Here is a 12,700-nt window from a genome sequence, read left to right on the forward strand (position 1 = left end):
AAATTTTAATATACAACAAATCTCGATAAGATTTAACTTATTGAATTTTGGTTATTGCAACATATACATTATAAAAAAATAATTAATGTAAAGTGAGGAAAGATATGAGTAGAGAATTAGATAAATTATCTATTAATGCGATTAGGGTGCTTTCAGCAGATGCTATTGAAAAATCAAAGTCTGGTCATCCAGGATTACCACTTGGAGCAGCAACTATGGCTTTTACATTATGGACTAAAATGAATCATAATGGAAGAAACCCACATTGGGACAATAGAGATAAATTTATATTATCAGCTGGACATGGTTCAATGTTAGAGTATTCGTTATTACATTTATTTGGTTATGGAGTAACAGTTGATGATATTAAGAATTTTAGACAAGTGGGAAGTTTAACACCAGGTCATCCAGAATATGGACATACTGAAGGTGTTGAAATAACAACAGGACCACTTGGACAAGGAATATGTAATGCAGTAGGTATGGCTATAGCGGAAGCTCATCTTGCAAATAAATTTAATAAGGAAAATTATAAGATTGTTGATCACTATACATATTCTATAGTGGGTGATGGATGTCTTATGGAAGGAATTTCAGGAGAAGCTTCATCATTAGCAGGAACTTTAGGACTTGGAAAATTAGTTGTATTATATGATTCAAATAATATTTCAATTGAAGGAAGTACAGATATAGCTTTTAGAGAAGATGTGGCTAAGAGATATGAAGCTTATGGATGGCAAGTATTAAAGGTAGAAGATGGTAATGATATAGATGCAATATCTAATGCTATTGATACAGCTAAAATGGAAACTTCAAAACCATCAATTATAATTGTTAAAAATCAAATTGGGTTTGGCTGTCCAGCTAAGCAAGGAAAAGCATCAGCTCATGGGGAACCATTAGGAGCTGAAAATGTAAAAGAATTGAAGGAAAATTTAAATTGGAAAGCTGAACCAGCGTTCTATGTACCATCTGAAGTTTATAGTAATATGAATAAATATATTGAAAATGGTATTTGCAAAGAAGAAAAATGGAATCAATTATTTAAAGAATATAAAGAGTCTTATCCACAATTAGCAGAAGAATATACTAATTGGTTTAGTGGAAAAGTAGATAGAGAAGCACTAGAAAGTGAAGAGTTCTGGAAGTTTGATAAAGCAATGGCTACAAGACAGTCATCAGGAGAAATAATTAACAGATTAGCTGAAATAGTACCTAATTTAATAGGGGGATCAGCTGACTTAGCTCCTTCTAATAAAACTCATATGAATACACGCGGCGATTTTTCAGCAGAAGATAGAAGCGGATCTAATCTTCATTTTGGTGTTAGAGAACATGCTATGGCAGCAATAACAAATGGAATATGTGCTCATGGTGGACTTGTACCATATTGCTCAACATTCTTTGTATTCAGTGATTATATGAAGGGTGCCATGAGATTATCAGCATTAATGAAATTACCAGTAACTTATGTATTAACTCATGATAGCATAGGTGTAGGAGAAGATGGACCAACTCATCAGCCTATTGAACAATTAGCAGCATTAAGAAGTTTACCTAATATGACTGTATTTAGACCAGCGGATTCAAAGGAAACTGCAGCAGCATGGTATTATGCGCTTACTAATGGAAATTCTCCAACTTCATTGGTATTAACAAGACAAAGTTTACCGTTATATGATGAGAGTGGTAAACAAGCTTTAAAGGGTGGATATATTCTTAAAGATTCTAAAAAAGAAACACCAGATGTAATTCTTATGGCATCAGGTTCAGAAGTTGAATTAATATATAAGGCTGCAGATGAATTAGCTAATAAAGGAATAGATGCAAGAGTTGTAAGTGTTCCAAGTTTTGAATTATTTGATGCACAAGATGAAAGCTATAAAGAAAGTGTTATGCCAAAATGCGTAAGAGCAAGAATTGCAGTGGAAGCTGCAAGTTCATTTGGATGGCATAAATATGTTGGACTTGATGGTGAAATTATATCAATTGATACTTTTGGCGCATCAGGAAAAGCAGAAATTTTATTTGAGCAATTTGGATTTACTGTAGAAAATGTTGTTGGAAAAGCAATAAAAGTAGTAACTAATATAAAGATTAATAATTAAAAATAGGTTATTTTTTAAAAGTAAAACTATAAAAAGAGATATGAATAAAGATGTGTGAAGTAAGATAAATATGTAAAACTAGAAAAGAGTATGTAAAATAATAAAAAGTAATAGAATAGTGAAATAATAGAAGCAAGTTTTGCATTTAATGAAATCATTTATTTGATTTATAGTCAATGTAACATTCCTATATTGTAATTAAATAGGTATATAACAGAGGGCTATTATAGATAAGTTGAATTTTATTTGCATGACTTGCTTTTATTAAATAATAATATAAATTATGAAAGTAAAAGTATTGAATGATTTCATAGTTATTGAAATATCTTTTTGGTTATACGTACAAGTTGTTTGGAGTTTTACATGTTAGAATCGTAATTTTATAATAATATTGTGTTTGTGAGAAATATACTTTTTAGAGTTTTTATTATTAAATTTGGAGCATGCTAAACTTGATATGACAAGTGACTTAAAACTTTAGCGATATTTTCACAGTCCCACGAAACAAAAACATTTCTGATTTTCTAGTAACCGAAACAACAGAGTACTATTTCTTTCGGGTTGTTATTACATACTCCTAATCCAAAGTTGTTTATCTATAGTTGAATTTTGCAAATAATAAAAGCAGATTGTATTAGATTTAACTATAAATTAGTGTAGAAGACATATTTTAAGAAAAATAAGTACGTACTTTATTATTGACATGTACGTACAAAAGTGATATATTTGTCTTAGGGAAACCGTTTACTGGGATTTTAAGTAAACTGTTTACTGTAATTTAAGGTAAATTGTTTATGGTTATTTTGAGAGGAGGTCTTTTTATTGATTATAAAAGAGAAAATAGTGGAAGAAATTCAAAATGGTGAAACATCACTAGGAATAGAGTTTGGCTCTACTCGTATTAAAGCTGTTCTTGTTGGAAACGATTTTTCACCGCTGGCTAGTGGTAGCTTTGACTGGGAGACAAGCTTGGAAGATGGGATTTGGACCTATTCACTAGAAGAAATTTGGAGTGGGTTACAATACTGTTATCAAAAACTTTTGGCTGATGTAAAAGAACGATACGGAATAACACTTTCAAAGATTGGCTCAATTGGATTTTCAGCAATGATGCATGGATATATGGCATTTGATAAACAAGGAAACCTTCTTGTTCCTTTCAGAACTTGGCGTAATACCATGACAGAAGAAGCAGCGAAAAAGTTAACGGAATTATTTCAATTTAATATTCCTGAGAGATGGAGTATTGCTCATCTATATCAGGCTATTCTTAAAGATGAACCTCACATTGAAAAACTTGATTTTATAACTACTTTAGCTGGTTATATTCATTGGCAATTAACAGGTGAAAAGGTTTTAGGTATTGGGGATGCATCAGGAATGTTTCCAATTGATATGAAAACGCATAATTATGATGTGAAAATGATAGACGCATTTAATAATTTGCCAGAAGTAGAGAAACATTCATTAAATATAAACAAGCTTCTACCAAAGGTTTTACTAGCTGGAGAAAATGCTGGTATCTTAACTGAAGAAGGGGCAAAAAAGCTTGATGTGAGTGGAAATCTTCAAGGTGGGATTCCATTATGTCCACCTGAAGGAGATGCAGGCACAGGGATGGTTGCTACAAATTCAGTTGCACCACGTACAGGTAATATTTCGGCAGGTACATCAGTTTTTGCTATGGTAGTTCTTGAGAAGCCACTTAATAAAGTTCACACAGAGATTGATATGGTAACAACACCTTGTGGAGACCTAGTAGGGATGGCTCATGCAAATAATGGTTATTCTGATGTAGAAGCATGGGTTAATATCTTTCAGCAATTTACTGAAGCTATAAATGTTAATATTCCAAGAAATCTTCTTTATATGGCGCTTTATAGTCAAGCACTTTTAGGTGATCCTGATTGTGGAGGAGTTCTTGCATATAACTATTTTGCAGGCGAAAATATCACTGGTGTTTCGGAAGGTAGGCCTTTAGTTGTAAGAAAGCCAAAAAGTAATTTCAATCTACCAAACCTTATGAGAGCACATCTATTTACTTCTTTAGGTGCATTGAAAATTGGGATGGATATTCTCTTAAAGGATGAAGGCGTAAAACTTGATAAGTTACTTGGCCATGGTGGATTGTTTAAGACACCTATTGTTGGACAAGAAGCAGTTGCTGCTGCAGTAAATACACCAGTATCAGTTATGAAAACTGCAGGTGAAGGCGGCGCATGGGGAATTGCATTATTAGCTAGTTATTTGAAGAATAGAGAAGCTAGTTCTACATTAGCAGAATTTTTATCTAAAAAGGTTTTTGCAGGTTATGTAGCTGAAGAAGTAAAGCCTGAGCAAAAAGATGTTGATGGCTTTGAGCAATTTATGAATCGTTATAAAAAGGGAATTCTTATTGAACAGGCAGCAGTGGATAATTTAATTTAAATATATAACTAGAGATAATTAAAGGAATATTAGGAATGAATTCATCAGAGTGTGTGGGTAATTAGATTTAAACTCATTAGTTGATTATAGACCATTACAGCATGGATTTTTATCTAAAAAATAGCATGTTAATTACAAGCTATTTTTTAGCCCATGCAAGTAAACGTAATCAACAAAAAATTACATTTTTTGATGAAAGTGACTAGTAGTAATAGAAGTAGTTTTTATTGATATAGCTACAGGAAGAAAATAATACAATCTTAACTTGTTTTGACTTGTAGCAATTTCTGTTTTAGGCACATGAAAATAAATAATAGACCAAATATTATTTAGTCAAATGTTAAGGAGGAAGATTACAATGAATAAAAAAATATCACCAGCATTAATTTACTTTTTTGGGGCTTTTGGAGGATTCATGTTTGGGTATGATATCGGAATAATTAATGGTGCTTTACCTGGAATTAAGACCACGTGGAATATCAATCCATGGTTAGAAGGATTAATTACTTCAGGACTGTTTGCAGGAGCTATGGTTGGTGCTTCACTAATGGCTACATTAGCAGATTGTTTTGGCCGTCGTAAAATGATTATGTGGAGTGCAATTGTATTTGCAATTGGTGCACTAGGCTCAGGTATTTCTGGCAGTACAAGCTTTTTGATTGTTTCACGTATTATTTTAGGGGTAGCCGTAGGTGGTGCTTCTGCTTTGGTTCCAATGTATATGGGAGAAATTAGTCCGGCTGAAACACGTGGAAAGTTATCTGGTTTAAATCAGTTAATGATAACTGTAGGTATGCTTATTGCATATGGTGTAAATTATGCATTTGTACATGTATTTGAAGGATGGCGTTGGATGCTTGGTGGTGCTATTGTACCAGCTATGGTATTGTTATTTGGAGCATTTTTGTTACCTGAATCTCCAAGATTCTTAGTTAGAATTGGGAAAAACGAATTGGCACGACAAGTGTTAAAAACATTACGTTCATCTGAAGAAGCAGAAAGTGAATATAAGTCAATTATTAATTCAAGTCATTCTGATTCAGGAACATTTAAGGATTTATTTGGTAAGAGAGCTTTACCTGCTGTAGTTGCAGGTTGTGGATTAACATTATTACAACAAATTCAAGGGGCAAATACAATCTTTTATTACTCATCACAAATTTTAGAGAAAGTTTTTGGTTCAGCAATTGGTGGAGTTGTTAGTACAGTTGGTATTGGTGTTGTGTTTGTGTTAGCAACTATTATAACTTTATTGATTGTAGATAAATTTAAACGTCGTAGCCTATTTATGTCAGGATCTATTGGAATGGGAGCATGTCTATTATTGGTTGGATTAATTTATCCTGCTGCTCAAAGTAATCATGCATGGGCAACTTGGGCTGTATTCTTCTTCATTTGCTTATATGTTATCTTTTATGCATACTCTTGGGCTGCTGTTACTTGGATTGTAGTTGGAGAATTGTTTCCAAGTAATGTCAGAGGACTTGCTACTGGTATTGCATCAACAGTCAACTGGTTTGGTAATATTTTAGTTGCTTTATTCTTCCCAGTATTACTTCAAACAGTAGGTTTATCTGTAATATTCTTTGGTTTTGCTGCAATTTGCGTTTTAGGATTTCTATTTGCAAAATATGTTCTTTATGAAACAAAGGGAAAATCATTGGAAGAAATTGAAACATATTTGGACAATCGTTCTGCTGGAAAAGTTGTTGGATTAGATTAATGGAGTAATGAATAATTACCTATAATTGAATTATTATAAGAAATTGTAGAGGCTGAGATAATTTATATCAGCCTCTTTAGTTGCGTTAAAAATTTATTTTGATTAATAATTTGTGTTTTTGGAATATTTAAGAATGAATACAATCAGAAAAGGTGTCATACAATTACATATAAGCAGTAGGCTTAGAAATAGTGTAAAGCTAAACAATTAAGAATGAATAAACAATGAACAAATTAAACAAAGATATAACTTTAAAGATATTATTATTTTTGAAGGTTGTGGATTAAGAACTGTTTATGTTGATAATGGTGGAATAGTACTTTGTTATTAAATTAAGTATATTGAGAAATAGTAGACGAGTACTTTAATCATATTTAAAAAATGTTAGACAATAATTTTAGTATATTATTTTTTGATTGGTGCTAAAGCACTTTGATAAAAAATGTATTTTATGTTAAAATAATAACATAGTCTGACTTTAAGGATAATTCCAAGAGGAAAGATTCAACTAAAAGAAATCGTTCTGAAATACATGAGGGGTTGCCCAAATGATAAGGCGGTAATATAGGATAGAATTATACATACTATCTCTACGTCTTTTGACGTGGAGATTTATTTTTAGGGGTATCCCTAAAATAATAAATTAGCTAGTGCTGCTAAGTCTTATTTGAAAGGAATAGTTATATGGAAACAAGAATTGCACTGATTGGAATTATAGTTGAAGATATGAACTCAACAGATAAAATTAATGGTATTTTACATGAATATTCCGAGTATATGGTTGGAAGAATGGGTATACCTTATAGGGAGAAAAGTGTAGCAATAATTAGTATTGTTATAGATGCTACTAATGATGTAATAAGCTCATTATCTGGAAAGTTAGGCATGATAAAAGGTATAAATGTTAAAACAGTATATTCTAAAACAGGAAAGTAACTAATCTAGGAATTTTAATTATTTTAGATAAATAGCTTTAAAATTAATTAAAATTTTAAAAGAAAGAAGTGTGTAAAAATGTATAACGTAAAATCAAATGTAGCAACAGAATTCATTAGCGATGAGGAAATACTATCAACTCTTGAATTTGCCCAAAAGAACAAAAATAATAAAAAATTAATAAATGAAATTTTGGAAAAAGCTAAAGATTGCAAGGGTTTATCTCATAAGGAAGCGGCAGTATTACTAGAATGTGATTTAGAAGATGAAACTCAAAAGATGTATAAGCTTGCAAAGGAAATTAAGCAAAGATTTTATGGTAACAGAATAGTAATGTTTGCTCCATTATACCTTTCAAATTATTGTGTAAATGGATGCACATATTGTCCATATCATCACAAAAATAAGCATATAAGAAGAAAAAAACTTACACAAGAAGAAATTAAGAATGAAGTAATTGCGCTTCAAGATTTAGGACATAAGAGATTAGCATTAGAAACAGGTGAAGATCCTGTAAATAATCCAATTGAGTATGTACTTGAAAGTATAAAAACAATTTATAGCATAAAACATAAAAATGGTGCAATAAGAAGAGTTAATGTTAATATTGCAGCAACTACTGTAGAAAATTACGCAAAGCTTAAAGAAGCAGGAATAGGAACATATATATTATTCCAAGAAACTTATAATAAGAAAGCATACGAAGAACTTCACCCAACAGGACCAAAGCATGATTATGCTTATCATACTGAAGCTATGGATAGAGCTATGGATGGAGGAATTGATGATGTTGGAATGGGAGTATTATTTGGATTAAATTTATATAAATATGATTTTGTTGGATTACTTATGCATGCAGAACATTTAGAAGCAGCTAAGGGAGTTGGACCACATACAATAAGTGTTCCAAGAATAAGACCAGCAGATGATATCAATCCAGATGAGTTTACTAATGCAATTTCTGATGAGATTTTCCAAAAAATTGTTGCCATACTTAGAATTACAGTACCATACACAGGATTGATAATTTCTACAAGAGAATCACAAAAGACTAGAGAAAAAGTATTAGAACTTGGTGTTTCTCAAATTAGTGGAGCATCTTGTACAAGTGTTGGTGGATATTCAGAAAAAGAAAAGGAAGAAGACAATTCAGCTCAATTTGATGTTAATGATGATAGAACATTAGATGAAATTGTGAACTGGTTACTTGAAATGGGGCATATTCCAAGTTTCTGTACTGCATGTTATAGAGAAGGAAGAACAGGGGATAGATTTATGACTCTTGTTAAAGCAGGACAAATAGCTAATTGTTGTCAACCAAATGCACTTATGACGTTGAAAGAATATTTAGAAGATTATGCTTCAGAAGACACAAAGAAAAAAGGTGAAGAAGTTATAAGAAATGAAATTCCAAATATTCCGAATGAAAAAGTCAGAAAAGTTGTTTTAGAGCACCTTGAAGATTTAAATGAAGGAAAACGTGATTTTAGATTCTAACAAAAAAATTATATATTTAATGGATAGAGAGTATGAGCTTTTAGTTTTATGCTCTCTTTTTTTGTGTTTAAATTTAAGAATACATTGCAAAAATAGTATAAAATTATTATTCAAACAAATAATAATTTTAGAAATTATCATAAGACTAATAAAAAAATAATTTATATAATCATTTTTAAATTTATATAACAATAAGTAAATTAGATTTTTGTATTAGCATTCAGAAAATTAGATGGAGGATTAATAATGAGAATATTTAATAAAATGCTAACAATTATTATAGCTTCAATTGTAATGACTACAATGTTTTCAATTTACAGCTCAAATTTGACTAATGCTAATTCACAAGTCGTTGAAGGAAAACCTGTAAGTGTAGCCGTTTTGTTTTATAGATTTAATAATGAACCGTATGTTTCCTTATTAAGACAAAATTTTGAAGAAATTCAAATAGAAAATAAAGATAAAGTGAAATTTACTTTTTATGATGGCGAAGATAATCAAGCTATACAAAATAGAAGTATCGATAAATTACTTGAAAGCAGAGATGCGGACATTATCTTCTTAGATTTAGTTGATACAAAAAATGTTCAAGAAATTATTAATAAAATTAAAGAAAACAATATTCCAGTAGTTATTTTTCATAGGGAACCATTAAATATTGAATCTGTTAAATCCTATAATAAGGCTTTTTATGTAGGTGGAAATCCAGAGGAAGCTGGCAGATTGGAAGGGAAAATTATTATAGATGCATGGAATAAGGAAAAAGAAATTATAGATAGAAATGGTGATAATATAATGCAATATGTTATGTTATTTGGAGAACGTGATAATTTAGATGCAATTGGAAGAACTAGATATTCATTATCAGCAATTCATGATGCAGGAATAAACACAGAGGAAATTGCGTTGAAAGTTTGCAATTGGGATGAAAATTTAGCTGAAAATACTATTAAGACAATATTTTTGCAACAAGGAAATAAAATAGAAACAATAATTTCGAATAATGATTCAATGGCAATAGGAGCAATTAAAGCATTGCAAAAGTATGGATATAATGAAGGAGATAAAGTGAAAACTATACCAGTTGTTGGAGTTGATGCAATACCACAAGCACAAGAATTTATAAAAAAAGGATATATGGCAGGTTCAGTTCTTCAGGATGCTACGGCTATGGTTAAAGCAGTTTATACAATTGGTATGAACTTAGTTCATGATAGACTTCCACTTGATGGGACTGTATATAAAGTTGATGATACAGGAGTTGCAATTAGAATTCCTTACAAAGAATATACAGATAATTTATTATAATCAAAAGTATTGATTATAATAAATATATATTTAATAAAAATAATTTTAGTAGTATAATCTATTTAATATAAGCTATATTAAATAGATTATACTACTATTGGCTAGGGGGGCGTAAAATGAGTAGGTTAGAAGAAATACTAGAATATAATGAAAAGTTTGTAAGTGAAAATGAATATGAGCAATATGTTACAAGCAAAAATCCTAAGAAAAAAATGGCTATATTATCTTGCATGGATGCAAGATTAACAGAATTATTACCAAAGGCTATGAATATAAAAAATGGTGATGCTAAGATAATAAAAGATGCTGGTGCAACTGTTATGCATCCTTTTGGAGGAGTTACAAGAAGTATAATAGTAGCAATATACGAATTTGGAGCAGAAGATGTATTTGTAGTAGGACATCATGGTTGCGGAATGAGTAATTTAGATACAAAAAGCATAGTGAACAAAATGATAGAGAGAGGTATAGATAAAGAAACTATATCAATGTTAAATAATGCAGGTATTGATGTTGAAGGATGGCTTCATGGATTTGAATCAGTTGAAGATTCAATAAGAGAAAGTGTGAGAGCAATAAAGAATCATCCGCTAATTCCTAAAGATATAAGAGTACATGGATTAATAATGGATTCAGAAACAGGAAAAATAGATATAGTAATAAATGGAGATGAGGTACATTAAATTTCTGCCATAAAAATTTCTCCATTCATCAAATTAGAATAATTTTAATATGTACAATTATTTCAGTAATATACATAAATTCAAGAAATATAAAAGTAGAATACACATTACATAATTTAAAATAAAAATTAATGCATTTTAATAGGCGGCTTAAATTTAAGTCGCCTATTGGAATTCCAATTATCTTTTTGAATTAGAAGATCTATTAGAATTCATATTCATATTGGGTCTATTTGTCATATTCATATTGCCCATATTATTTTGATTGTTCATTAACATGCTTAGAATAGGATTTATATTACCCATGTTCATATTAGGGTTCATATTCATGTTATTCATATTTGAGCTATTAGTATTTGAATTGTTCATATTGGGTGTGTTTGACATATTCATATTGCCCATATTATTTTGATTGCCCATTAACATACTGAATAAAGGATTATTCATCATATTTGCATTCATTCCACCACCAAGGCTTCCCATAAGCATATTTAATAAAGGGTTCATTCCGTTACCATTAGGCATTGTATTACCGTTCATTCCACCCATACCAGGGAAAAGAGATCCAAGTAGCATATTTAATAAAGGATTCATTTTAACACCTCATTGTTATTTGTACTTAATATAATCTATTATACTTTAGGCTAAAACGATACATAAAATTAAAAGTAATTATAATTTTAAGAGAATTATAATGTCTGTTCATAATTCGAATTAATAAATTTAAAAGTCAAGTTATACTTTTTAGTAACATATTCTTAAAATTAATAATAAATTTAGGACATTGTTAAATTATAAAGTAATGGGAATAATTCGATAGATTGTAACTATATGTGAAAGTGTAGTATTATATAGAATGGATGTTAAAAGTATAAAATCAAATTTTACACAAAAATGCAATATTTGGTTTATAGGAGGGGATTTATAGTGAGAGATTATATTGGAATAGGACTTAGTGATGATATAAAAGAATCAGTAGAACAAGCTACAGATGGACTTATGCATCCTAAAGTAATTTTTGTTTTTGCAGAGTATAGTAAATTTGAAGAAGCTATATGTTTAATGCAAGAAAAGTATCCTAACACTCCCATTGTAGGGACAACAGGTTATTGTTTTGCGAATAAAAATATAATAAGAAACAATATTGTTATATGGGCAATAAATGAGGGAATAGATGTTGAAGTGGGTGTTCTGGAAAATATTTCAAAGTTTCCAATAAAGGATATTAAATCTTTGGAAGAAAATATAGGAAAAATCAATGCGGGAAATGATAATACAGTTTGCATAGAATTTTGTACTGGAGCTGAAGAAAAGATAGTATCAACAATTAATTCAGCAATAAGCAAAAAGAATATACCTTTAATTGGAGGGACGTCACAAGGCGCTAATGATAAAGGAATCAAATGCGTATCATTAAATGGAAAGGTTTATTTAGATACATGTGTATATGCATTAATAAAGAATCTAAATGGCAAAATAAAAACTTATAGTGAAAATATTTATAAAGAAAAAAGCGGAAATTTTATTGCAACTAAAGTTGATGTTCAAAATAGAAGAATTTTAGAGTTAAATGGAAAAAAAGCAGGACAAGTTTACTGCGAAACTTTAGGAATTACAAAGAATCAAATAAATGATTGTGTACTTACTAATCCTCTGGCAAGAGTGATTGGAAAAGAGGATTTTGTAATTGCTATTAAGTTAGTAGATGATGAAGATTCATTAAATTGTTATAAGCGAGTAAATCAAAATGATGTTTTAAATATATTAGAATTACAGAATTATAAAAAAGCCATACAGAATACATTGGATAGAATAAAAGCAGATTTTGCTAATATTTCTTTCATATTTTCAATAGATTGCATATATAGATTTTTGTTATTTGAAAGCATGAATTTTACAAAGGAATATTGTAATATTATGGGATCAATAGGGCAGCATATAGGAATTGTTGGTGAAGGAGAGCAATATATTAATCAACATGTCAATCAAACAATGATATGTGTTGTTTTTGAGTAGAG

9 protein-coding genes are annotated in these 12,700 nt (G+C 30.1%); 8 read left to right on the forward strand and 1 reads right to left on the reverse strand.

Features of this window, described 5'->3' with window-relative positions:
* The first annotated feature begins 104 nt into the window (after positions 1-104).
* From tkt to CLSA_RS03740, 7 genes are all read left to right on the forward strand, one after another.
* Entirely contained in the window at positions 105-2,108 is a 2,004-nt protein-coding gene (gene tkt / locus CLSA_RS03710) for a transketolase (RefSeq protein WP_022744060.1), read from the forward strand.
* Positions 2,109-2,930: 822 nt separating this feature from the next.
* Positions 2,931-4,535, forward strand: coding sequence for a xylulokinase (locus CLSA_RS03715; RefSeq protein ID WP_022744061.1), 1,605 nt, complete (start codon positions 2,931-2,933; stop codon positions 4,533-4,535).
* 358 nt (positions 4,536-4,893) lie between these two features.
* Positions 4,894-6,258, forward strand: a complete 1,365-nt coding sequence (locus CLSA_RS03720) for a sugar porter family MFS transporter (RefSeq protein WP_022744062.1) — start codon at positions 4,894-4,896, stop codon at positions 6,256-6,258.
* A gap of 684 nt (positions 6,259-6,942) precedes the next feature.
* Positions 6,943-7,194 carry a TM1266 family iron-only hydrogenase system putative regulator gene (locus CLSA_RS03725; protein ID WP_022744063.1) on the forward strand — a complete coding sequence of 84 codons (252 nt, stop codon included), beginning with the start codon at positions 6,943-6,945 and terminating at the stop codon, positions 7,192-7,194.
* Between the two features lie 78 nt (positions 7,195-7,272).
* On the forward strand, positions 7,273-8,691 hold the full coding sequence (gene hydG, locus CLSA_RS03730; RefSeq protein ID WP_022744064.1) for a [FeFe] hydrogenase H-cluster radical SAM maturase HydG: 1,419 nt from the start codon (positions 7,273-7,275) through the stop codon (positions 8,689-8,691).
* A 246-nt stretch (positions 8,692-8,937) separates the two neighbouring features.
* Positions 8,938-9,999 (forward strand): galactose ABC transporter substrate-binding protein, encoded by a 1,062-nt coding sequence (locus CLSA_RS03735; RefSeq protein WP_022744065.1) that lies wholly within the window; start codon positions 8,938-8,940, stop codon positions 9,997-9,999.
* Between the two features lie 116 nt (positions 10,000-10,115).
* Positions 10,116-10,682, forward strand: a complete 567-nt coding sequence (locus CLSA_RS03740) for a beta-class carbonic anhydrase (RefSeq protein WP_022744066.1) — start codon at positions 10,116-10,118, stop codon at positions 10,680-10,682.
* A 180-nt stretch (positions 10,683-10,862) separates the two neighbouring features.
* Here the strand turns inward: CLSA_RS03740 and CLSA_RS03745 are convergent, their stop codons facing one another.
* Positions 10,863-11,276 carry a hypothetical protein gene (locus CLSA_RS03745; RefSeq protein ID WP_022744067.1) on the reverse strand — a complete coding sequence of 138 codons (414 nt, stop codon included), beginning with the start codon at positions 11,274-11,276 and terminating at the stop codon, positions 10,863-10,865.
* 333 nt (positions 11,277-11,609) lie between these two features.
* Between CLSA_RS03745 and CLSA_RS03750 the strand changes: the two genes are divergently transcribed.
* Positions 11,610-12,698, forward strand: coding sequence for an FIST signal transduction protein (locus tag CLSA_RS03750; protein WP_022744068.1), 1,089 nt, complete (start codon positions 11,610-11,612; stop codon positions 12,696-12,698).
* Positions 12,699-12,700: the final 2 nt, after the last annotated feature.

The sequence above is a fragment of the Clostridium saccharobutylicum DSM 13864 genome (assembly GCF_000473995.1).
Classification (GTDB): Bacteria; Bacillota; Clostridia; order Clostridiales; family Clostridiaceae; genus Clostridium; species Clostridium saccharobutylicum.

Bases quoted from the DNA above. Each gene is read 5' to 3' on its own strand.
- CLSA_RS03745 (WP_022744067.1), bottom strand. From the start codon at position 11,276: ATGAATCCTTTATTAAATATGCTACTTGGATCTCTTTTCCCTGGTATG.
- CLSA_RS03740 (WP_022744066.1), top strand. From the start codon at position 10,116: ATGAGTAGGTTAGAAGAAATACTAGAATATAATGAAAAGTTTGTAAGT.
- CLSA_RS03720 (WP_022744062.1), top strand. From the start codon at position 4,894: ATGAATAAAAAAATATCACCAGCATTAATTTACTTTTTTGGGGCTTTT.
- hydG (WP_022744064.1), top strand. From the start codon at position 7,273: ATGTATAACGTAAAATCAAATGTAGCAACAGAATTCATTAGCGATGAG.
- CLSA_RS03725 (WP_022744063.1), top strand. From the start codon at position 6,943: ATGGAAACAAGAATTGCACTGATTGGAATTATAGTTGAAGATATGAAC.
- CLSA_RS03735 (WP_022744065.1), top strand. From the start codon at position 8,938: ATGAGAATATTTAATAAAATGCTAACAATTATTATAGCTTCAATTGTA.
- tkt (WP_022744060.1), top strand. From the start codon at position 105: ATGAGTAGAGAATTAGATAAATTATCTATTAATGCGATTAGGGTGCTT.